This window comes from Vibrio sp. zbq_1 (genome assembly GCF_043102935.1).
Taxonomy (GTDB): Bacteria; Pseudomonadota; Gammaproteobacteria; order Enterobacterales; family Vibrionaceae; genus Vibrio; species Vibrio parahaemolyticus.
In genome coordinates this window covers 201,544-221,617 of record NZ_JBICJH010000015.1, presented here as the reverse complement: position 1 = coordinate 221,617, position 20,074 = coordinate 201,544, and the positions used below count along the sequence as shown (strand labels likewise).

Annotated in this window: 25 protein-coding genes; 7 read left to right on the top strand and 18 right to left on the bottom strand. The window is 45.6% G+C overall.

The genetic code is table 11. The annotated features are described in order from the left end of the window. Window positions 1–2 precede the first annotated feature (2 nt). The 3 genes from ACF8CV_RS08970 (at window position 3) to ACF8CV_RS08960 (ending at window position 1,321) form a co-directional block, all read left to right on the top strand. Entirely contained in the window at window positions 3–476 is a 474-nt protein-coding gene (locus ACF8CV_RS08970) for an HPP family protein (protein WP_005462762.1), read from the top strand. A 139-nt stretch (window positions 477–615) separates the two neighbouring features. Further along, a complete protein-coding gene (locus tag ACF8CV_RS08965; protein WP_020841479.1) occupies window positions 616–831 on the top strand; it encodes a TIGR02450 family Trp-rich protein in 216 nt (71 codons plus the stop codon). Between the two features lie 112 nt (window positions 832–943). Continuing rightward, window positions 944–1,321, top strand: coding sequence for a PH domain-containing protein (locus ACF8CV_RS08960; protein ID WP_165494742.1), 378 nt, complete (start codon window positions 944–946; stop codon window positions 1,319–1,321). A 12-nt stretch (window positions 1,322–1,333) separates the two neighbouring features. Here the strand turns inward: ACF8CV_RS08960 and ACF8CV_RS08955 are convergent, their stop codons facing one another. The 9 genes from ACF8CV_RS08955 to fliD all read right to left on the bottom strand — a co-directional run bounded on the left by ACF8CV_RS08955 (window position 1,334) and on the right by fliD (window position 7,969). Next, window positions 1,334–1,621, bottom strand: coding sequence for a hypothetical protein (locus ACF8CV_RS08955; RefSeq protein WP_005462765.1), 288 nt, complete (start codon window positions 1,619–1,621; stop codon window positions 1,334–1,336). Window positions 1,622–1,717: 96 nt separating this feature from the next. Then, window positions 1,718–2,710, bottom strand: a complete 993-nt coding sequence (locus ACF8CV_RS08950; protein WP_110176478.1) for a flagellar motor protein MotB — start codon at window positions 2,708–2,710, stop codon at window positions 1,718–1,720. Continuing rightward, entirely contained in the window at window positions 2,710–3,567 is an 858-nt protein-coding gene (motA, locus tag ACF8CV_RS08945; protein ID WP_005462768.1) for a flagellar motor stator protein MotA, read from the bottom strand. Before motA ends, ACF8CV_RS08950 begins: the two co-directional genes overlap by 1 nt. Window positions 3,568–3,577: 10 nt before the next feature. Then, window positions 3,578–4,306 (bottom strand): lateral flagellar system RNA polymerase sigma factor LafS, encoded by a 729-nt coding sequence (gene lafS / locus ACF8CV_RS08940; RefSeq protein WP_005462772.1) that lies wholly within the window; start codon window positions 4,304–4,306, stop codon window positions 3,578–3,580. A gap of 12 nt (window positions 4,307–4,318) precedes the next feature. After that, entirely contained in the window at window positions 4,319–4,819 is a 501-nt protein-coding gene (gene fliL, locus ACF8CV_RS08935) for a flagellar basal body-associated protein FliL (protein WP_025557711.1), read from the bottom strand. A gap of 23 nt (window positions 4,820–4,842) precedes the next feature. Continuing rightward, complete coding sequence (locus tag ACF8CV_RS08930) at window positions 4,843–5,925, bottom strand: flagellar hook-length control protein FliK (RefSeq protein ID WP_171055946.1); 1,083 nt, start codon at window positions 5,923–5,925, stop codon at window positions 4,843–4,845. Further along, complete coding sequence (locus tag ACF8CV_RS08925) at window positions 5,922–6,242, bottom strand: hypothetical protein (RefSeq protein ID WP_005478392.1); 321 nt, start codon at window positions 6,240–6,242, stop codon at window positions 5,922–5,924. Before ACF8CV_RS08925 ends, ACF8CV_RS08930 begins: the two co-directional genes overlap by 4 nt. Beyond that, the gene (gene fliS / locus ACF8CV_RS08920) at window positions 6,226–6,612 is read right to left on the bottom strand and encodes a flagellar export chaperone FliS (RefSeq protein WP_005462778.1); all 387 of its coding nucleotides are present in this window, start codon (window positions 6,610–6,612) and stop codon (window positions 6,226–6,228) included. Before fliS ends, ACF8CV_RS08925 begins: the two co-directional genes overlap by 17 nt. A 19-nt stretch (window positions 6,613–6,631) precedes the next feature. Continuing rightward, window positions 6,632–7,969 (bottom strand): flagellar filament capping protein FliD, encoded by a 1,338-nt coding sequence (gene fliD / locus ACF8CV_RS08915; protein ID WP_138938096.1) that lies wholly within the window; start codon window positions 7,967–7,969, stop codon window positions 6,632–6,634. A 416-nt stretch (window positions 7,970–8,385) separates the two neighbouring features. Between fliD and ACF8CV_RS08910 the strand changes: the two genes are divergently transcribed. Beyond that, on the top strand, window positions 8,386–8,673 hold the full coding sequence (locus tag ACF8CV_RS08910; RefSeq protein WP_005499873.1) for a hypothetical protein: 288 nt from the start codon (window positions 8,386–8,388) through the stop codon (window positions 8,671–8,673). A gap of 70 nt (window positions 8,674–8,743) precedes the next feature. Here the strand turns inward: ACF8CV_RS08910 and lafA are convergent, their stop codons facing one another. The 9 genes from lafA to ACF8CV_RS08865 all read right to left on the bottom strand — a co-directional run bounded on the left by lafA (window position 8,744) and on the right by ACF8CV_RS08865 (window position 16,959). After that, window positions 8,744–9,598, bottom strand: a complete 855-nt coding sequence (gene lafA, locus ACF8CV_RS08905) for a lateral flagellin LafA (RefSeq protein WP_005462780.1) — start codon at window positions 9,596–9,598, stop codon at window positions 8,744–8,746. A 303-nt stretch (window positions 9,599–9,901) separates the two neighbouring features. Next, window positions 9,902–10,699, bottom strand: coding sequence for an EAL domain-containing protein (locus ACF8CV_RS08900; RefSeq protein ID WP_011106532.1), 798 nt, complete (start codon window positions 10,697–10,699; stop codon window positions 9,902–9,904). Further along, on the bottom strand, window positions 10,692–12,782 hold the full coding sequence (gene flhA, locus ACF8CV_RS08895; RefSeq protein ID WP_005478396.1) for a flagellar biosynthesis protein FlhA: 2,091 nt from the start codon (window positions 12,780–12,782) through the stop codon (window positions 10,692–10,694). The genes ACF8CV_RS08900 and flhA overlap by 8 nt, the downstream gene beginning before the upstream one ends. Window positions 12,783–12,813: 31 nt before the next feature. Then, window positions 12,814–13,941: a flagellar biosynthesis protein FlhB gene (gene flhB / locus ACF8CV_RS08890; RefSeq protein ID WP_005462787.1), complete on the bottom strand. Its 1,128-nt coding sequence runs from the start codon at window positions 13,939–13,941 to the stop codon at window positions 12,814–12,816. Further along, the gene (gene fliR / locus ACF8CV_RS08885) at window positions 13,938–14,714 is read right to left on the bottom strand and encodes a flagellar biosynthetic protein FliR (RefSeq protein WP_005462790.1); all 777 of its coding nucleotides are present in this window, start codon (window positions 14,712–14,714) and stop codon (window positions 13,938–13,940) included. Before fliR ends, flhB begins: the two co-directional genes overlap by 4 nt. Then, complete coding sequence (gene fliQ / locus ACF8CV_RS08880) at window positions 14,714–14,983, bottom strand: flagellar biosynthesis protein FliQ (protein ID WP_005462792.1); 270 nt, start codon at window positions 14,981–14,983, stop codon at window positions 14,714–14,716. Before fliQ ends, fliR begins: the two co-directional genes overlap by 1 nt. Window positions 14,984–14,995: 12 nt before the next feature. Then, window positions 14,996–15,754, bottom strand: a complete 759-nt coding sequence (gene fliP, locus ACF8CV_RS08875) for a flagellar type III secretion system pore protein FliP (RefSeq protein ID WP_005462793.1) — start codon at window positions 15,752–15,754, stop codon at window positions 14,996–14,998. Between the two features lie 18 nt (window positions 15,755–15,772). Further along, a complete protein-coding gene (gene fliN / locus ACF8CV_RS08870) occupies window positions 15,773–16,144 on the bottom strand; it encodes a flagellar motor switch protein FliN (RefSeq protein ID WP_005462794.1) in 372 nt (123 codons plus the stop codon). Beyond that, window positions 16,141–16,959 carry a FliM/FliN family flagellar motor switch protein gene (locus ACF8CV_RS08865; RefSeq protein ID WP_005462796.1) on the bottom strand — a complete coding sequence of 273 codons (819 nt, stop codon included), beginning with the start codon at window positions 16,957–16,959 and terminating at the stop codon, window positions 16,141–16,143. Before ACF8CV_RS08865 ends, fliN begins: the two co-directional genes overlap by 4 nt. A 387-nt stretch (window positions 16,960–17,346) precedes the next feature. Between ACF8CV_RS08865 and ACF8CV_RS08860 the strand changes: the two genes are divergently transcribed. Genes ACF8CV_RS08860 through fliE form a run of 3 tightly spaced genes read left to right on the top strand, consistent with a single transcriptional unit; the run spans window position 17,347 to window position 20,073 of the window. Beyond that, window positions 17,347–18,369, top strand: a complete 1,023-nt coding sequence (locus tag ACF8CV_RS08860) for an OmpA family protein (protein WP_138938094.1) — start codon at window positions 17,347–17,349, stop codon at window positions 18,367–18,369. Continuing rightward, window positions 18,369–19,700, top strand: coding sequence for a sigma-54-dependent Fis family transcriptional regulator (locus ACF8CV_RS08855; RefSeq protein ID WP_021450557.1), 1,332 nt, complete (start codon window positions 18,369–18,371; stop codon window positions 19,698–19,700). The genes ACF8CV_RS08860 and ACF8CV_RS08855 overlap by 1 nt, the downstream gene beginning before the upstream one ends. A 16-nt stretch (window positions 19,701–19,716) precedes the next feature. After that, window positions 19,717–20,073, top strand: a complete 357-nt coding sequence (gene fliE, locus ACF8CV_RS08850; protein ID WP_005462799.1) for a flagellar hook-basal body complex protein FliE — start codon at window positions 19,717–19,719, stop codon at window positions 20,071–20,073. Window position 20,074 lies beyond the last annotated feature (1 nt).

Here is a 20,074-nt window from a genome sequence, read left to right as displayed (position 1 = left end):
TTATGAATAATTTAATTTTATCTTTGGTCGCGGGGCTTGGTGCGACATTGGCTATTGGTGTGTTGTCTTACGCCGAGGTATCTCTTACTGAGGTTGTACTTCTCATGGCGCCCTTTGGTGCTACGGCGGTGTTGGTGTTTGGGGTGCCTAGCAGCCCTCTCGCTCAACCAAAAAACGTGATCATTGGTCACTTCATTACTGCATCTATCGGTATTGCGTTTAGCCAATACGTTGAGATCACGCCAATCACCCTCGCGATTGCGACTGGGTTAGGTGTGTCAGCGATGCTGATTACGAAGACAACGCATCCACCTGCGGGCGCAAATCCTATCTTGATCATGGCATCTGGGCAGGGGTGGAGCTTTCTGTTCACGCCAGTACTGATCGGCGCGGTGGTGATTGTGCTGGTTGGTAAGGCTTTGCAGTTGCTACAGAGTCAGTACTTAAACCCTCGTTTGAACGGTCAAAAGACCTAAGTGGGTTGTAAGTAAGGCCGCATTGGGAGATGACCTCTTTTGCGGCTTTTCTCTTTCGTGGATTCTTAAAAATAAAATCTGATTCTCTCTTGGTATTCAGTCGTATACATAAAGATGATAGCTAAATTGGTATACCGCGATGAATAGAATTCACCCAAAGAAACTATTGCACAGCAAATGGACGGCGACGTCACCTAAAAATAAAGAGAAGCACTTTGTGGTAACTGAAATGGAACTGGATGAAGACGGCAATGTTGTGAAATGTGTCATTGAAGCCGTTATGAATAAACGTGAGCAAGAGATGAACTGGCAAGATCTGAAAGACCCAGAGTTATGGCGGCAGGGTTGGAAGTAATTTGGGTTTTGCTGTAGATGAATCAAGCAAAAACGGTTGAGGTGGATAGGCAAAACCGATGTGGTCTGATACGTTGAGAAATTCGTTTTTCAGCCTATTTAAAGGACGACTCATGATCGATTTCGATAACTCCTCTGTGTTCAAGCTTAAGCCTATTGACGTTTCCAAAGTCAAAGATGATTTCCACAAATTTTTGATTGATGGTGAAACCATTTTCGCCGCTTTTAAAACCGTTCGTGACCAAGTGGTGTTTACCAACAAACGAGTGATTGCGGCGAATGTGCAAGGTATTACGGGCTCAAAAGTGGATTACACGTCGCTGCCTTACAGCAAGATCAATGCATTCTCTATTGAGACTTCCGGCACGTTTGATCTCGATTGCGAAATTGAGTTTTTCTTAAGTGAAGTGGGACGAGTTCGGTTTGAAATTAAAGGCTCATTTGACCTCGTTGCGTTCAATCGAATGATCAGTGAACGCGTACTTGATTAGGTTATGGGGCTCTTAAACCAGAAAAAAAAAGTAAAGGAAGCAGACAAAAGCGAGCAACGTTGCTGATAACACTGGGTAGATGATGTATGAGTCTTGCTTGTTAGTTCGTTGAAAACACAACGACACAAGCAGAACATTGTAAACCACGAGCAGCAGGCTGATCATGGTGCCACTGTTTAGGTTGAGGCTAGAGAGTTGGGTAAGAAAAAACGCCAATAATAAATAGTCGAAGATGATTAGCCACAAAAAGGCTTTCTTCAACACATCACGTCTTTTTGTGTCGGGCATTGGCTCGTGCATATTGAACTCTACTAAAAGTCACGGCAATTGGATTAGGGATTAAAAAGGTCACCAGCAGGGCGAGGTGACCTTTGTGGTTTATGGCGTTGACAAGCGTTATAGTGCTTGGATTTTCGCTTCTTGTTTTTCTGCGTCCGCCGAGTAACGGATCACTTCTTGTCGAATAACGGGTTGGTTAAATTCCGCTTTTTGTTTCGCTTTTTGCAGCTCGCTGTCATCTTGATTGCCAAATAAGGTCTCAAGCACTTTTGCTGCTGGTGTTGTCAGAATAAACAGTTCGATTCGACGGTTTTCGCTTGAATCTGGCTCATCTGGGTTCAGCAACGCTCGATCTGACATGCCAGTAACTTGCATGACGCGATCATCAGGCATTCCGCCTTCAACCAGCGTTTTTCTCGCCACATCAGCACGCGATGCCGACAGCGCCCAGTTCGACTGACGACCAAAACGTTTCTTAAACGGAATCGCATCGGTATGACCACTGATGATCAATGGGTTGTTTACTTGCTCGAAAAGAGGGGCAAGTGCCAACAGTAAATCTTCAAAAAATGGCGTAAGCTCGGCTCCACCACGACTGAACATGTGCTGTTTGTAATCGTCTTGCAACACGATACGCAAGCCTTGTGGTGTCACAGTAACGTTGACGTTTCCTTGCGCGTTGATCTGCGCGGTCATCTCTTCGATAACTTTTGCCAGAGCAGCAAGTTGCTCTTGGGTGTCGAAGGTGCCAGGAACTAGAGAGTTAATTTCTGGACCATCACCGTCACCTTGAAAATAAGAGCTCACAACGTGATTGGAATTGTGTTTACTTGGCACAGAAGAGTCCTGTGCCAAGTCGATAGGAGAGATACTTTGTGAGGTATCAAATGGGTTGCCGTAACTCTTGTCGAACACGCTTGAGCTATGCAAGTGGGCAACAATCGCTTTACGCTCTTCTTTATCCACCACTTGCATGACCCAAAGCACAAGAAACAGCGCCATTAGGGCGATCATGAAGTCAGCAAACGCGACTTTCCACGCGCCGCCATGAGGTTCGTCATGGCCGTGAGCTTTGGCACGTTTGAACACTACATGCTCTTGTTTTTGCATTATCCCTCCTGTTCAGCTAACCACTTCTCCATTTGGTTGAATGTTGGTTTGATGTCTAGCTGAATGTGTTTACGGCCAGCGTCGATGGCGAGCAATGTTGGCTTTTTAGCGACGTAAGCAACGAGCGTTGCGCGTACGCATTCAAAAGCGGTCATATTACGTTTCACTCGCTGAGCCATGGCGTTACTTAGTGGATCTAGACCACAGTAACAACCAAAAATACCAATGAATGTACCTACAAGGGCAGCGGCTACGTGATAGCCAATGAGCGCAATAGAACCATCTATGGCTTGCATAGTGATGATGATGCCACCAACTGCGGCAAGAATACCGAAACCAGGTAGTGCTTCTGCGGTACGCTGTAATGAGCGTGAAGGCAGCAGCAGTTCGTTCTGGATAGCTTCGATTTCTTGTTCTAACAGTCCCTCTAATTCATGAGGCGACATTTGTCCCATCGCCATTAAACGTAAATTATCAGTAATGAACGAAATCAGACGATGATCCTCAGAAACTAGCGGGTACATCAGGAAGATAGAGCTTTGTTCTGGTGCTTCGATGTGAGAATCCAAAAACTTGAAACCACGGCTACGCGCTGTTTCTAGCAGGTTGTTTAATAGCGCCATCAGCTCCATGTAGTACTCGTACTCTTCAGTTGGACCTTTGATGGTTGCTGGCACTTGTTGGCGCATCTCTTTCAGCACGTGTGGTGGGTTACCAATAATGAGAGAACCCGCTGCCGCGCCGATGATGATCAGAAATTCTGCTGGTTGCCAAATTGCACCTAGCTTACCGCCAGCCCACATGTATCCGCCGAAGACACACACAAGGATAGTGAGGACTCCTAAAAACTTTTGCATCTTGTGACTCCTAAGAGGACATTAATTGGTTGAGTTGTTTCAGCGCTTGTTTATGAAGCTGACAAATTCGAGGTGGCGTCAGATCCAAGACGAGGGCTATTTCGTGTAAATTGAGTTCGTGTTGATAAAACAGCGTCAGTAGCAATTGATCTCGCTTTGACAGTCGGCCTAGTGCGCTGTCTAAGCTACGACGAATGTGCTCGTGCTCCATGCCGTCGTATTGACCACCAAAGTGGCTGTCGGTGCTGTTTTCCATCAGTTGATCGAGACTTTGCATTTCACCTGCAAGCGCCGCGTTTTGACGGTTGTAATAATCTTGCTCGTCGGTGCCTAGAGCTTTGATGATTTCTGAGTCCGTTGGCATGCGACCTAACGAGCGGGTGAGGTCACGTGTGACGTCGTTAAGCTCATGGGCTTGCTGACGTGTCTTACGTGAGCGCCAGTCTAAACGGCGCAGTTCATCTAAGATCGCGCCGCGTACACGGCAAACCGCAAACGCCGGGAAGTGAGTATCGTCAATGTCTCCATAACGACGTCCTGCTTCAACCAGCGCGATAAGACCAATTTGCTGCATATCTTCGATACTGCAATGGGAAGTGGCATGAACGCGAAGCTGGTTAACTACGCGTTTCACCATCACTTGATGACGTTGCAAAAGTGCGTTTTCATCAATCGGGCGTGATGGTGTGTTCACTTCCTCTGGTGCGGTGTACGTTTCTTGAGGGTTCATGTCTAACATGGTTGTGCTCCGTTATTGCACAACGTATTTCGTCAGCAGTACATCATCGATATCACGCACGATGTCAGTCTTCGCAAAGGCTACCAACAGCGTTTGCTTCACTTCGTTTTGCAGAATATCGATCGCGCCTGTCTGTTGCAGTTCATCGAAAGTTTTGTCGCTAAACAGCTTCAAAAGCGAGTTTTGAACCATTGGCATGTAGTTATCGATGTCTTTAATACGTTCTGGTCGACGCGTCTCAATAGCCAGCTCTAGCATGACAAAGTGCGTCTGTTTCTTGCCTTTAATGCTCAGCACAACTTTGTCTAGAGGGTGAAAGCTTGGGCCTTTGCTGGTTGGTTGTTCAGTCACAAGAAAAGACAAAGGAGAGTTCTCAAGCATTGAGCTGGTTTCACCTGAATCTTGTGCCTGTTTATTGAGATACCAAATACCACCCATGATGGTGGCGGCCGAAACGAGGGCGCTGGTGATGATCATGGCGATAAACATGGCGATCATTTGTTGTTTGGTCATAACCTTTTTCCTCGATGACTAACTTAGGCTTGAGTGTTCAGCCAGTGTTCTGAATAGTTTGTTGTTGTATTGGATTGAAATGCGCTGGACTCACGTGCAGCGAAAATTGTGGTGTCTTCGTCATTCATCTGTTGTTGATGGCGCTCTTGACCTTGGTCGGCACCTACATTGACATCAACATGGACGAAGTTTTGTTCTTGTAGTTCAGTGCGTAAGCGTTCCGATACTTGCATCAAGGCTTCACGTGTTGCCGCCGTGTTTGCGTTGATCTGTACGCTCAATCGATCGCCCTCAACACGAACGAGTAAATCCAGTTTGCCTAGATCGGGCGGATCGAGACGGATTTTCGCTTCCTGAACACTTTGCTGTGCTTGCAAGGTGACTCGGTCATGCAGCACCTGCATCATCTGCTCGCCCCATTTGCCTGCACTTGTGTCCACTTTCACTGCTGCCCACTCTGAGCCTTGCGTATGAGCATGAGCTACTGTCGCAGCGCTCACTGCTTGAGCGGACGGAGCAGAAGTTTGAACGTTCAGTGGTGCAGTCGTTGCTTGCCCTTGCGCTGGTTGGTTCAACAATGCTTGAAAGTCTGCGGCAGAGGTATTCACGCGTGCATTCGCAGAAGTCGTTTGGCTAGTTTGAATATCTTGTTGTTGCGGTGATGTGTTTAACAAGGCATTAGCTTGCGCTGGGCTTGTTGTTTTTGCTTCACCTTTTACTTCCAACGGATTGACTTTGTTGAACGATGCAACCGATTTCTCAGCCATGTTTAGCATGCCTTGCGTCAAGGTTTGCGCTTGCGCTGCAAGGTCTGGTGTTTCAGTTGGCGTTGTTGCACTGAGAAGAACATTCATTCCAGTGGTGTCAACAGCAGCATTTTCTTCCGTTGTTGCAGTTGTCGCCTCTTTGCGCTCTTCGCTTGAGAAAGTTTGTGCAGCAAGGCGAAAGCTTGGTACTGCTTGCTCTGATAATGCTGCGGATTGATTCAGAGGTGTTTGCCCTGAAGCACTGCGCTGCGAAAAGCCTTGAACGTCTTTTGCTTGCGTGATTCGGCCTTCTGAAGATGAAGCGGCATTTGACGATGGCAGTGAAGAAGAAATCATCATTGTGTCATCTCCATTGTCATCGCTAGTTGATATGCCATGGCACGCTCTTGTTGATCGTTGGCCATGTTCATCTCTTTTTTGAGCTCACCAGTGGCTTTCTCTAATGCAGCAAAAGCATCCGCGTGCACGGATTTAGCACGCTGAATCTCAGGTGCTAATTTGGGATCTTTCAAAAACGGCTTATGACTGATAAGCAGCTCTCGAAGCTGCAAATCATGGCGTTTTAGCGCGTGCCAATCCGCCGTCTTAGTGGCGAATTGGATTAGCTGAGATAAGTGACGGAATCGCTCTGGCGACACTTTATGCTTGTTGTCCAAAATTCATCCAACCTTCACGAATATTACCCATTACACGTTCGACGTTCATTAAACGGTCAGCGTCATTTTGTACGCTTGCGTAGTACAGTTCGACTTGACAGAAGTCGTACAGTTGGCGCAAGTTCTCTGCAATTTCGCCACCATTTTCGTCATCAAGGGCACTGGTTAATCCAATTAAAATGTTCATACATTTATTGATGCCAGCGCCTTTCTCTGCCAAACGCTTCGCAGCAAGATGGCCGCGAATGCGTTCAATTTCATCGAGTAAGCCATCAATAAGCATGATGACAAGTTGATGAGGGTTTGCTGCTGCCGCTTGAGCATCGAGGTCGACTTGTTGGTATGAGTCGTAACCGGAGTCCATAAGCATGAGATCTTCTCCTAAAGCCTTAGCCAAACATTGACATGGTTTGGTTCATTTGGGTCATTAATGTATTCATTTGAGTGAATTGTTTTAGGTAACGCTTGTACGACATGTCGTACTTACGTTCTAAAGTGGTTTGTTTGTCTGAGAGGCGATCTAAGTTTGCTTGCAGCGCTTCTTTACGAGATTTGAACGCACCAGAAGAAAATTTGAGGAATGGTTCGGCCATGGCGTCCATTGAGTCAAGTAAAGCACCGTCGCCATTGAACATTGCTTCTAAGCCTGCGCTGTTGTTTTTTTGTGCCTCTGCAAATTTTTCTTGGTCCACTTTCAGTTTGCCATGGCGATCCAACGTTACGCCTATTTCGCTTAAGCGCATGCCGCCGTGCTCGCCTCGAACAAGGCTTGATAGTTGGCTTTCAATTGAGCGCATGGTTGGGTCGCTAGCTAGAACACCGCGTTTTTTATCTTCACTGCCGATTTGTGTGTGTTCATCAATTGTAGATATCAATGTGTTGTAGGCGTCTACGAACTTGTTAAGCTGCTCTTTGGTTGCTTCGTCATCAGCGCCGATACCTAAACCAATCGCGGTTTCTCCAGAGGTCTGAGCCTTGGTTACGGTAATGTCTACGCCATCGATAACACCTTCAAACGTATTGCTCGAGTTAGTGAGTTTTAGACCAGTATTCTCTGCACCCAACCAGATCACGGCATCTTGGGGGGCACTGATTTGACTAAGGTTTGTGAATGCATCTTCAAACCATGCTTGGCCTGTGCCCGTTGCGGACACGTTGATTTGGTTAGCGACGCCGGTTTCAGTGCTTGAAAGCATGAAGTGAGTCTGACCATTTGAGCGTACCAAGGTCGCGTTTACACCTGGGTTATCACTGTTGTTATTGATCGCTTTCGTTAGGTCACTCACCGTCGTTACACCATCACCGTCGGTATCGACCGTTGATAGATCAATCGTCATTGTTTTACCGTTGATGGTGAACTCAAGATTTCCTGTTTTTGGGATTTCAGTGGTTGCGTCTAGATCTGCTGGCATTCCAGTAGAAACTTGGTGTGACGTTGCTACTTGCTCGACGAATATCTGATAACTACCCGATAGAGCCTTAGCGTCTGCATCTGCAGTAAAGTAGCCTTCTTGAGAGATGGAGGTGGAGTTTTTAATGATGCTGTTTGTGCTGCTGTTCATTTCGTTGAGCGCAGTGCGGAACTCACGCATGGCACTCTCAACTTTACCCAGAGCAGATAGCTGAGATTGATACGTATTGGTTTGCAGTTGGTAGCGTTGTTTAAAAGGTTGAATTTCGATCTGCGCGAACTGGGCTGCAAAGGTTGCTGGATCTATTGAACTCACGAGCTTACTCCCTCTCTCATTGGTAATTGGCGTAACTCTATGCCTTGAAAGTATGTCTTATCGCAAGATACGTGCCGAACTTAAATGTATTTATAAAACATTGACTTGCGATACTATTTAAATTTGAGAGGAAGTAGATTTTCCACCTTATGTGTTCCGCCTTCCTCTCGAAAACATCTAGTGTTTCCCTATAAGACAAGGCGACTAAAAAGCTGAAAATATTTAATTCATTTTAGGAACGTGACGTGTTGATTAAGCCGTTAATAAAGCGCTGCTTTAGGTGTTTCCTGCTATGTAAATAGGACTATTCCTACAGAGGAAGTACATCGATTTTTGGTATCTTTTAACTCGGCATATTTTGGTGTTTTAGCGCACCTTACCAACGTCAGGCTATCACTTAGAAAAGAACGACAGAAATGAATGAATTTGTTTTACGACTGATGAAATGCGCTCGATCTTACGAGACATTTATTAGTGCTAAGTTACTGAGCAAACAAAATATTAATGCGGATGAATTGGCCAGTATCCAGCAGGAAGCGATATCCACTTTCCCTGAGTTAAAAACTTATCAACAAGGACAGGGAAGCGAGACAGTTGAATTGGAGCTATTTAACAAAGTACTTCACAACATGATGCGAAAAATAGGCTTTAGGGTTCCTGAAGAACAATGCGGGAATACAAGCTCTATTTATATACGTAGGTGATAAAAAAGCCTCCCATAGGGAGGCTTTTGCTTTTGTACATATTAACAATATCGTACGTTCTAATTCGTTATTAACGAAGTAGAGACATTGCCATACTAGGTAGCTGGTTAGTTTTAGAAAGAACTGTAGTACCAGCTTGCATAAGCATTTGGTTCTTAGTCATGTTTGAAGATTCTACTGCGAAGTCTGCATCCATGATACGGCCTTTAGCTGCAGAAGTGTTCTCAACCATGTTGCCTAGGTTAGTCATTGTGTGCTCTAGACGGTTGATGTTTGCACCAAACTGCGCACGAGTAGCACCGATATCTTCGATAAGGCCACCAGCATCGCTGATTTTATCAAGAGCTGCTTTAGCTTTAGTTGCGTCACCGATACCGTCAGTGATAGCTGCGTCAGCAAGTGTAGCTGCTACTTTTTTGATGCTTGCAGATGCGTCTACGTCTAGAGTTTCAGCTGAAGAAGCACCGATTTGGAAAGTAACTGCGCCCGCTTCAAAACCACCACCAGCAGCTAGTAGTTTTTGACCACCAAAAGATGTGTTGCCCATGATGTTGTTTAGTTCAGCTGAAAGCTGCTTGAACTCAGCGTCCATTGCTGCGCGGTCTTTATCACTGTTTGAACCGTTCAAAGATTGTGTTGCAAGGTCGTTCATACGGTAAGTGATGTTAGTCATCTCTTCCATTGCACCTTCAGCAGTTTGCATCATAGAGATGCCGTCTTGAGCGTTACGCATTGCTACAGACATGCCGCGAGTTTGAGCTTCCAAACGGTTAGCAATTTGTAGACCTGCAGCGTCATCAGAAGCTGAATTTACGCGGAAACCCGTGCTTAGACGCTCCATCGCAGTATTTAAAAGACCACTTGTGCTGTTTAGAGTGTTTTGAGTTACAAGTGATGCGTAGTTAGTGTGCATTGATAAAGCCATCTTAGTCTCCTTAGTTTATCACTATTTCTTTCAGGCCTTGGGATATTCCCTAGTCACTAACTAGAGGCGGTCGCTTGCCACTAATGATTAATTTGAAAATTAAAAATTTTCTAAAAAAGATCAAAATTGATGATTTTTAGTGACTTGCATTCCACTAAGTTGGGGTTTGCTACCGTTTTAGCGTTAGTTTCCGATGTGTTTTGATCGGCATAAGATTAAGGCAAAGAGAAAATCTAAAACGAGAAAAGTAAAAAAGCGCGAATCATTCGCGCTTTTTAGTTTGCCATGAGGGTTGGGTTTCAGCTATTCCTCATCAAAGGAACGGAAAGACAGGGAAGTAGGGATGTCACTGAAGTAACCAAAGTAATAACTTGCACCGAGCAGTCGATAGCGGTTGAGTTCGACTTGGCTTGCAACGCGACCAGCCACCCACTGGTATTTGTGTTTTCTTAGAAATCGCGCAATGGGTAAAAATGAGTGTTGATCTTGTTTGTTCTCTATCGTTACTGAGAGTTTGATCATATCTGGATCAAATTCAGCAATACGCTCAAAATGCGTTTGGGATGTGGCTACTTCAAACCACAATGCAAACGCATTTTCCTTCAGTTTTTCGACAAGCGTTTCCATGCGTTCGTGAAGGCACAATGTTTCATCTGCTTGTAAGGATGGGATTACATGCTGGAAAGCGGCTGAGTGAAACTGAACCATCTGCTCAAGAAAATACACGCCCGGATCCCACAGCAGAGCATCGACACGAATTGGCACGACGACGTTGCTGATTAAATCTGGATGAAAAGCTTCTAATTGAAATTGAGTTTGTCGTAAGGCGAGATAAAGGCTGAACAAATCTAAGCAGTATTGCATTTGTTCGGAAAGCTCAAACTGATAAACGCTTTGCTCTCCGCGCAATCCGAATCTCAAAGTGAGGTGTTGATACACCACCTCACCGGATTGAGTTTCACGAATGGCTTGGCAAGCGTGTTGGATGTCATTATGTTTGAGTGCTTCAAATACCAATTGATCGTCGTCCGTGACGATGTGTTGTACCGCGAGACTACAAAGATATTCGTATATCGCGTGTGTTGAAATAAGATTAACCAAGGTTTCCTACCACATTGATCTGTTTGTTTTCTGGAATTTCGTTGTAAGACAGCACAGCCAATCCTTGAGTGAAAGTACGCGCATAACGCGCCAGTAGTGGGCGTAATTGCGGCATTACAAGTAGTATTGGCGGTAAGCCTTGCTGCTTAAGTTGTTGTCGAATCAAAGGTAAGTTTTGTTGGAACTGACCAAGAATATTCGGTTCGATTGGGAAACTATCGAGAACCACTGTACCTGAAGCTTGCGCTTGTTGCAGCGACGTCAGTAGCATTTGCTCCAATTCATCCGATAAAGCGTATACATTGAGCTCAGGTTTTTGCCCTGCAATTAAGTTAACTAGCGTGCGTTTTAGTGCGCAGCGAACATCAGCAGCTAACAAAATCGGGTCTTTCGTGTTTTCTGAAGACTCCAGCATGGTATTCGCAATGGTTCGGATGTCTTTTAGTGGCACCTGATCAAGCAATAGCTGGCGGTACACTTTGAGCTGTTGAGCTGGGTTAAGTGCAGCGGCTAAGGCTTCTGCCAATTTCGGCGCTTGTTGGGTTAATCGCTGCGTCATCGCTTCTACATCATCGTGTGTAAACAATTCTGCAAGGTTGGTTTTCATGATTTTGCTGATGTGTGTTGCGATCACGGTACCGTCGTCCACGACTTGGTAACCCATGTTGAGTGCCTTCGCCTTGTCTTGATGTTCAATCCAAACCGCAGGAAGTTGGTAAGCAGGATCGCTCCCTAGAATGCCATCGATTTCACCGTAGGTGTCGCCAACGGCAATCGCCATTAAACGCTCTGGTTCGATAAAGCCCTGCTCAATCACTTCGCCATTAAGAGAAATGGTGTATTGGTTCGGTTTTAGGCTTAGGTTATCGCGAATGCGAACTTCGGGTAGAAGAAAACCTACCTGTTCTGAGAGGTTACGACGTACACCACGGATACGTTGCGAAAGTGGCGCACCTTGATCCTTATTTACCAAGTGAACAAGACGGTAACCAAGCGCAAGAGACAGGGTGTGCACGTGTGGGATGTCGTCCCATGTGAGTGGTGTGTCTTCCTCTTGCATGGCTTGAGAAAGTGCTTCCACCTGTTCGATTTGCGTGTCTTGAACTGGTTTCTTACTTTGTCTCCAACCTGCAAACCCTAATGCGCCAGCAAATGCAAAGAATGCAAGGTGCGGCATACCCGGAACCATACCAATGACGGCCATGATCCCTGCAACCGTAAACAAGGTCGCTGGAGTTGCGAGCAACTGTTTTTGCATGGTTTCTGACATGCCGTTGTCGCTGTCATTGATGCGAGTCACAATGATTGCAGCTGCAGTTGCCAGCAATAACGATGGAATTTGCGCTACCAAGCCATCACCGATGGTTAGCAGTGCATAAGTTTTGAACGCTTCAGACGCTGGTAAGCCGTGTTCGAAAACTCCGATGCTGATACCACCGATGATGTTGATGAATAGAATCAACAGACCTGCGACCGCATCACCGCGAACAAATTTCGACGCACCGTCCATTGAGCCGTGGAAGTCGGCTTCGTTCGCAACTTCTTTGCGGCGCAGACGAGCGGTTTCTTGATCGATCAAACCGGCGTTTAAGTCCGCATCGATCGCCATTTGTTTACCCGGTAGGGCATCCAATGTAAAGCGCGCGGAGACTTCTGAAATACGTTCACCACCTTTGGTGATAACCACAAAGTTAATGATCATTAAGATGATGAAGACCACCATACCGACAACGTAGTTGCCGCCGATCACCACTTCACCGAAAGCTTGAATGACTTTACCAGCGGCATCGCCACCGTTATGGCCTTCTAGCAATACGATTCGGGTTGAGGCGACGTTCAGCGTTAGGCGAAGTAAGGTTGCCACCAACAAAATGGTTGGAAAAACAGAAAAGTCGAGTGGTCGCTTTGCTGTGGTACTGACCAGCAATACCAAGATCGCCAATACGATGTTAAAAGTAAACAGCGCATCCAATAGCAATGGTGGTAATGGCAAAATAACCATCGCCAGAATCATCAGCAAAACAATGGGGATGCCAATGTAGCCTTTGGTTGAGGTTTGAAGTTGTTTTAACCGAGTAAGCATACTTTCGTGTCCTTGGATAAACGCGGGTTAATCAGTGCTGCAAGTGTTTTGGAATTGAAAAATGAGGCAAAGGTGTCGGCTTTTTTCCGTCTCCTTTACGAAAGGCTTTCAACTGCAAAACGTAAGTAAGAATGTGTGCCACTGCGATATAAAGTTGGCTTGGAATTGCTTGCTCTATCGCGGTGGTGTGATAAATCGAACGTGTCAAAGGTGGGGAGTTAATGATTTCCACCTGATTTTCTCGCGCGATACGTTGAATGTGCATGGCTGTTTCATCGACGCCTTTGGCGACCACAAATGGCGCGTCTGAGAGCGACGGTTCATATTTTAGAGCGACCGCATAGTGTGTCGGGTTCGTGATCACTACGTCGGCAGTCGGTACCATTTTGTCGATTTTTCGGCGCGCAAACTGCTGCTGAATTTGGCGTATACGTTGTTTGACTTCTGGGCGGCCTTCGTTGTTTTTGAATTCTTCCTTTAATTCTTGCTTCGTCATGCGAAGTTCTTTGAGGTGTTCCCAGCGTTGGTAAGGGATATCAATCACACCAAACAACAACAAAGCAAATCCCATCAAGAGCAGCCCTTCAAACAAGATAGACATCACCATTGAAAAACCTTGGTTAAGCGGTAGGTTTTGAATGCCTAACAATGGCTGAAGGTGATTGTCCAAGTAGCCGTAAAGGATGCCGAAAATCACCGTTACTTTGATTGTCGACTTAACCAGTTCCACCAACGAACGCGTTGAGAAAATACGCTTAATGCCGCTGAGCGGGTTGAGTTTACTCAGTTTTGGCAACATGTTTGCGGGACGAAACATCCAGCCGCCCAAGACCATACTGCTACCGAACGTCACGATGATGATAACCGTGAAAAGTGGCAACAGCATTTCGATGATCATGCCAAGGCTCTGACCTACTTGTTCTACCATTTGCTGTGGGTTTTCTAGGTCGGCTTTCGTCAACGACATGTTATAGCGAAAAATGCCGAACATGCTTTCCCAGATGCTATTGATTTGAGAGTAAAAATACAGCGCTACAGCCATGAAAATGACTGCAGTGGTGAATTCTTTCGCTCGTGGAATTTGGCCTTCCTGGCGGGCTTTTTTAACTTTCTGGGGGGAGGCCTTTTCGGTTTTGTCTTGTGACGACTGATCGCTCATGCGCCCCCCAACATAAAGTTGTTTAAGTGTCGGATCGTCTCATGCACCAGCGCGGTGTAGCGGCCCGGAACACCGGAAACAGAAATCAAAACACTGAACAGGCCAAGTAGCATGGTCATCGGAAAACCTAGCGCATAAACGTTCAGAGACGGTGCGGCGCGGTTCATCACACCAAAGCTGATGTTCGCCAATAGCATTGACACGATGGCAGGCAGCGCAAGTGCGAGAGAAGCGGCAAACATCCAACCAAACACATTGATCACGCCTTGCAGTGATAGGGCCGTGATGCCTGAGCCAACAGGCCACACCACAAAACTTTGGATAACAATATCGATCACCAGTAAGTGCCCTTCTAGTGACAAAAAGAGTAAGGTCGAAAAAATCAAAAAGATACGGCCTAGAATCGCCACCGACAGACCATTCACAGGGTCGTTCATCATTGCCATACCCAACCCCATCTGCAAAGAAATGGTTTGGCCGAGCATGGTGAACACGTTAAACAGCATGTGCAGAATCAGACCGAACATCAAACCCCAAATCGCTTGCTCAAATGCCAGAAACAAAGAGGTTAACGAGAAGAGTTCAACCGTAGGCATTGTTGGCATTAATGGCGCCGTGATGACCACGATAGAGAGTGCTAATAAACTGCGAACCCAAATCGGAATCAACGCATCACCAAAAAATGGCATGGATAAAAATACCGCTCCCACACGAAAAAACGGCCACCAAAGTTGACCGAGAATCGCGGAGAGGTCTGCAAATGTGATGGCCATCAGCCAATCATCCCCGGAATGTTGTGGAACAAGAAATCAAACAGCTCCATGATTTTGCGAAGAATCCAGTGTCCTGCAAAAATCACCATCAACAGAGTGACGATCAGACGTGGTAAAAAGCTCAATGTCTGTTCGTTGATTTGCGTTGCCGCTTGGAATACGGCAATACCCAAACCCACAATCAGGCCTGGCACTACCAGTACGGCCACCATCAAGATGATGAGCCATACTGCATCAGAAAATAGAGTAACGGTTAATTCAGGTGTCATCATGGGCTCCTGTTAACCGAAACTGGCTGAAAGAGTGCCGACCGTCATCGCCCAGCCATCGACCAGAACGAACACCACCAACTTGAATGGCAAAGAGACGATAAGTGGTGACAGCATCATCATACCCATGGCCATCAAGACGCTAGCGACCACCAAGTCGATGATCAAAAACGGAATGAACAGCATAAAGCCGATTTGGAACGCAGTTTTAAGCTCACTGATCACAAACGCAGGAAGAACAACGGCAAACGAGATGTCTTCTACTTTTTGATCGAGCGGCTCATTGGCAATTCGCAACATTTGCTCAAGAGAGCTTTGATGGGTTTGCGCCAACATGAAGTTGCGCACGGGCTTTTCCGCCACGGAAAATGCTTGAACCAGCGTAATTTCACCATTGTCGTATGGTTGGAACGCGTTCTCGTAGATATCCGTCCAAACTGGGCGCATGATGAGCAGGGTAAGCGTTAATGCAATACCCACTAACACGCGGTTTGGCGGGCTCTGCTGCAAACCAAGCGCTTGGCGCAAGATAGCCAGCACCACAATAATGCGTGTAAAGCTCGTCGCCATCAAAATGAAAGCAGGAAGGAAACTGAGCGCCGTCATCAACAAAAGAATTTGTAGTTTAACGCTGTACTCTTGTTGTGCGTCGCCGTCCGTAACGGACAGAATTGTTAAGCCGTTGTCTGCTGCCATTGTTGGGAATGCAAACAAAAGTGACACCAATACCAACAAAGGTAACCAACGATGCCAAGCGCTCAGATTGTTCATTGTACTGCCTACCAAAAATTATCGACCAACGCCGCTTAATGCCGAATCGTGTACGTCAATCAAGCGAAGACCGTATTTGTCATTAACGACAACTACTTCCGCATGGCCAAGTAGGGAACCGTTCACCTTTACGTCCAATGGTTCGCCGTTCAGCTTTTCAAGTTCAATGACGGTGCCTTCGCCCGCTTTCATCAAATCACCAAGTGGGATCTCTTTACTTGCGACTTCAAGCGTGACAGTCACAGGGATGCTTTTGAAAAAGCTCAGGTCGCGCTCTGCAGCAACAGGCTCAGGTTGGCGCGTTGTTTCAGCTTCAAAGTCTTCTAATTGAAAATCATCAAAGTTCAGTTCATCTGTGTCGAACGCTTTAGTTTCAGGCGCTTCGCTCATCGCTGCGTTTCCTTATCCGGGTTAAAAATCAAAACAAGCTGTCCGTCTTGCTCAGCAATACGGCCAGTAAAGAGAGGTTGATTGCCAATGCTTACCGGTACGGTATTTAGTAATTCGATTGGCATGATGTCATCAGGTTTTAGGCTGACCACGTCACTTAGAGCCATCGTTTTTTTACTCAATACCACGTTAAGACGAACTGGCGTTGATTCTAGGGAACGACAAAAAGGTTCATACAAATCCACGTCTGATTGCAGCTCAAGCTGTTCAATCAAGGTTTGGATCAGATGCGTGTCCAGTTTTAAGTACATCGACCCTTGATAACCTTCAAAGGTGATATTTAATTGGACACATAAGCCTATGCCGCGTGGAGCTTCATACTCACATGCTTCCCACATGTCTTGCGGTGCTAGCCAACCGATAATAATGCGGCTGATTCTTTCTTGTAGGCGAAGATCACTGGCAGTCAGTGTTGCGACTGAACGCTCTGTATTAGCGCCATAAAAACGGTCTGCTAATTTAACGAGAGTCTGAGTATCACCGTGAACAAATACCATGCCACCTTCTTGGTGCTTATGGGTGGATGTCTGATCTTTGTCCATCATTGCAGGAGAGAATCGATGCAGGTCTACGGAGGTTAAGCTAGCTTCCACTTTGTTTGTACTGAGCCAATTTTGCAATTCATTCGTTAGGCTTGAACAAGATTCTGAAATTAAATTTTCAAGCTTATCTCGAATGATATGAATAGGCTTGCCTAATAATTCGACATCAAGAGGTTTGATATCGGAAATAGACTCACTAACTCTAGTTTCCATTTATATTTTACCGTGCGTTAACAAACTAAGTTCTTCTAACTTAATATTCGGTAGTCTACACAGAGTTTTTCATGATGTTTTAGTTTTAACTTCGAATTATGTGACTTTAGTTCACATGTTGCTTATGTCAGTACATACGAAGCTTTTAATAAAAATTAAAAAGGGTTAGTTTCATTTATAAATCGGTTAATAAGTAAAAATAACAATTTTTGAGCAATCTTTGTTGTTATTTCACCAGGATCCTCTATCTGGTGACTAACGTGATTATTATAAAAATATTAATATAACTAGTTGTTTTATTGGTCTTATCTCGTTTGTTTTATGGGTGTTCCAGCTCATGCTAAACGTTTGCCAATCAATTTAAATATTTCAGAATAGGTAATTAACATGATTAGCTATGCCAGTTATAGAGCTTCAGTGGCATATTTAATTAAACTGCTTAAGTCATGGAAATGTAAGATATACCTTTCCTTTCGTAGTTTGATAATAATTTGTAACGTCTTTTTTTCTTTGGGTTTGGTCAATTTTAATCCAGCCATGTCTGGTGAGGTATTGACAGTTCCAATGGATATTTCTAATTGGTCTTTCAAAGGAAATAAATTTGAGTGCAACCTGATGCATTCAAAGGTTCCAATGGGGAAGTTTTATTTCCGTGCGGAACCAAATAATCAAATTTTATTTATTTCCGATATACGCAACGAAGGGAATAAATGGCAAGGTGCGAAATTAATTAGTCAAAATGCACCGTGGGGTAAGGAGCTTTATAGAAAGGTTGAATCTTCTCTTACGGTTACCAGGCCTTCTCGTCGATTTGTATTCCGCAAAGGCGCACCCTCATTAATGAAGGCGATTGCCGGTGGTAGTTGGATTACGTTGGTATTGGAAGGAAAAGACGCTTCCGCTTTGTCAGAAGTAAGAATCCCAACAATTCAAATTCAAAAGGCACTGAGCGAATTTAATGCGTGTCTTGAGCGACTACCGAAACTTTCGTTTTCACAAGCAAGAGACATCGTTCTGCCTTTTCAATTCGGTCAGAAAACACTAAATGCGACTCAGCAACAGACGTTAGCTGCGCTCTATAGCTATCTTTCTGTTGATGACCGAGTGACGAAAGTGCTAATCGATGGCCATACCGACAATGTTGGACCAAGGCTCACCAACCTTTCGGTATCACGTTTACGTGCTCAACAAGTGGCCGATGCACTGATTGCTCACGGTGTAAACCCAAATATTATCGAAGTCAGATCTCATGGTGACCGATATCCGGTCGCAAATAACAATACAGCAGCTGGTCAGGCAAAGAATCGACGTGTGACGTTACGCCTAGTCAGAGACAACGAACGCACCATAGAAAAAAACACCATGTACGTACAACAACAGACTCAACAAAAGAAGGTTAAGGTTCAATGATGACGAAAACGAATATTTTGTTGGTTGAGCCGAACGAACACCTTGCTCAACCTGTACTGGATGTGCTGAAGAATGCCGGTTACACCGCAAAGCACACACGTACAGGGCGAAGCGCACTATTAGAAGAGCGCGCAAGCATCACGTTAGTGAGCTCTACGCTACCGGATATGTGCGTACGTGAGTTTGTTGCGTGTCACCAGAAGCAGCGTAATGCTGGCGTTGTGATTGCGATTGTGGATCAAGAACAAGGCATTTTGGCGGCAGAGACTATGAAGTCGGGCGCGACCGATTACTTGTTGCGTCCGTTTGAAGCGAATCAGCTCATCAATTTGCTAAAGCGCGTTGAAGCTCTTGGCAAACCAATGGCAAACATTGTGGCTGAGTCGTGGCGCAGTAAGCAGGTACTTCAATTGGCGCACCGTGCAGCGTGTACGAACGCGAGTGTGTTGATCACGGGTGAGTCTGGTACGGGTAAAGAGGTGCTGGCTCGATATGTACACGAACACTCTCCTCGCATTAATGGCCCATTTGTTGCAGTGAACTGTGCCGCGATTCCTGAATCGATGTTAGAAGCGGTGCTTTTTGGTCATGTGAAAGGCGCGTTTACTGGCGCGACGAATTCGCAAAGCGGTAAGTTTGAAGAAGCAAACGGCGGCACGATTTTGTTAGATGAAATCGGTGAAATGTCTCCTGCAGTCCAAGCCAAACTTTTGCGCGTACTTCAAGAGCGAGAAGTGGAACGTGTGGGCAGTCACAAAGCCATCAAGCTTGATATTCGAGTGATTGCAGCAACCAACAAAGATTTACGAGAAGAAGTGCAAAAAGGCACCTTCCGTGAAGATCTTTACTACCGATTGGATGTGTTGCCATTGCATTGGCCACCACTTCGCGAAAGAAAAGAAGACATTTTACCGATCAGCCAATTCTTTGTTGAAAAATATCAAGATAGCAGCCGCTGTCACTTATCTCAGGATGCGATCAGCGCTCTGAGTCAGTATCACTGGCCGGGCAATATTCGTGAATTAGAGAACGTTATTCAACGTGCATTGGTGATGCGCCATGGTGACTACATTACAGCGCACGATCTGATGTTACCGATTGAACTCATTGCCCCAGTGCCTTCCATGGAGCCAAAGTCCAGCTTTGGTCATGTGGAAGCGAAGAAGCAGGCTGAATACCAATTTATTTTGGACAAATTACGTCAGTTTGGTGGAAACCGAACCAAAACCGCAAATGCCTTGGGAGTATCAACCCGAGCGCTACGTTACAAGCTCGCAGCCATGCGAGAACACGGTATTGATTTACAGTCGGCTCTAGGCTCGGCTGCCTAATAGGAGAAAAATATAGATGGCAAGTCAACCTACTAATGCGGTCTCGGCAGAGCAACTCATGTTGTCAAAAATGCAGGCGATGCAGGCTCAAGTGCAGCCGCCTGAATTTATCGTGAGTGCCAACCCTTTAGATCAACAAGCACTGAATGCTCCACTGTCGTTTTCTCAAGCGATGACGAACGTGTTGGATACAGTTAATCAACATCAATCTGCGGCCAGTCAAAAAATGACGGCGGTAGAAACTGGGCAAAGTGACGACTTAGTTGGCGCAATGGTCGCAAGCCAGAAAGCCAGCTTATCGTTCAACGCTCTTATGCAGGTGCGCAACAAAGTGGTTGCCTCTTTTGAAGATATTATGAAGATGCCGGTGTAAT

What these genes read in the sequence shown, in the direction of transcription:
- lafA (WP_005462780.1), bottom strand. Translation starts at nt 9,598, where the DNA reads ATGGCTTTATCAATGCACACTAACTACGCATCACTTGTAACTCAAAAC.
- ACF8CV_RS08910 (WP_005499873.1), top strand. Translation starts at nt 8,386, where the DNA reads ATGAATGAATTTGTTTTACGACTGATGAAATGCGCTCGATCTTACGAG.
- ACF8CV_RS08965 (WP_020841479.1), top strand. Translation starts at nt 616, where the DNA reads ATGAATAGAATTCACCCAAAGAAACTATTGCACAGCAAATGGACGGCG.
- fliQ (WP_005462792.1), bottom strand. Translation starts at nt 14,983, where the DNA reads ATGACACCTGAATTAACCGTTACTCTATTTTCTGATGCAGTATGGCTC.
- fliS (WP_005462778.1), bottom strand. Translation starts at nt 6,612, where the DNA reads ATGCTTATGGACTCCGGTTACGACTCATACCAACAAGTCGACCTCGAT.
- ACF8CV_RS08950 (WP_110176478.1), bottom strand. Translation starts at nt 2,710, where the DNA reads ATGCAAAAACAAGAGCATGTAGTGTTCAAACGTGCCAAAGCTCACGGC.
- flhA (WP_005478396.1), bottom strand. Translation starts at nt 12,782, where the DNA reads ATGCTTACTCGGTTAAAACAACTTCAAACCTCAACCAAAGGCTACATT.
- ACF8CV_RS08930 (WP_171055946.1), bottom strand. Translation starts at nt 5,925, where the DNA reads ATGATGATTTCTTCTTCACTGCCATCGTCAAATGCCGCTTCATCTTCA.
- fliN (WP_005462794.1), bottom strand. Translation starts at nt 16,144, where the DNA reads ATGAGCGAAGCGCCTGAAACTAAAGCGTTCGACACAGATGAACTGAAC.
- ACF8CV_RS08955 (WP_005462765.1), bottom strand. Translation starts at nt 1,621, where the DNA reads ATGCACGAGCCAATGCCCGACACAAAAAGACGTGATGTGTTGAAGAAA.
- fliR (WP_005462790.1), bottom strand. Translation starts at nt 14,714, where the DNA reads ATGGCCATCACATTTGCAGACCTCTCCGCGATTCTCGGTCAACTTTGG.
- motA (WP_005462768.1), bottom strand. Translation starts at nt 3,567, where the DNA reads ATGCAAAAGTTTTTAGGAGTCCTCACTATCCTTGTGTGTGTCTTCGGC.
- ACF8CV_RS08970 (WP_005462762.1), top strand. Translation starts at nt 3, where the DNA reads ATGAATAATTTAATTTTATCTTTGGTCGCGGGGCTTGGTGCGACATTG.
- fliL (WP_025557711.1), bottom strand. Translation starts at nt 4,819, where the DNA reads ATGACCAAACAACAAATGATCGCCATGTTTATCGCCATGATCATCACC.
- fliE (WP_005462799.1), top strand. Translation starts at nt 19,717, where the DNA reads ATGGCAAGTCAACCTACTAATGCGGTCTCGGCAGAGCAACTCATGTTG.
- ACF8CV_RS08855 (WP_021450557.1), top strand. Translation starts at nt 18,369, where the DNA reads ATGACGAAAACGAATATTTTGTTGGTTGAGCCGAACGAACACCTTGCT.
- ACF8CV_RS08865 (WP_005462796.1), bottom strand. Translation starts at nt 16,959, where the DNA reads ATGGAAACTAGAGTTAGTGAGTCTATTTCCGATATCAAACCTCTTGAT.
- fliP (WP_005462793.1), bottom strand. Translation starts at nt 15,754, where the DNA reads ATGAACAATCTGAGCGCTTGGCATCGTTGGTTACCTTTGTTGGTATTG.
- lafS (WP_005462772.1), bottom strand. Translation starts at nt 4,306, where the DNA reads ATGTTAGACATGAACCCTCAAGAAACGTACACCGCACCAGAGGAAGTG.
- ACF8CV_RS08960 (WP_165494742.1), top strand. Translation starts at nt 944, where the DNA reads ATGATCGATTTCGATAACTCCTCTGTGTTCAAGCTTAAGCCTATTGAC.
- flhB (WP_005462787.1), bottom strand. Translation starts at nt 13,941, where the DNA reads ATGAGCGATCAGTCGTCACAAGACAAAACCGAAAAGGCCTCCCCCCAG.
- ACF8CV_RS08860 (WP_138938094.1), top strand. Translation starts at nt 17,347, where the DNA reads ATGATTAGCTATGCCAGTTATAGAGCTTCAGTGGCATATTTAATTAAA.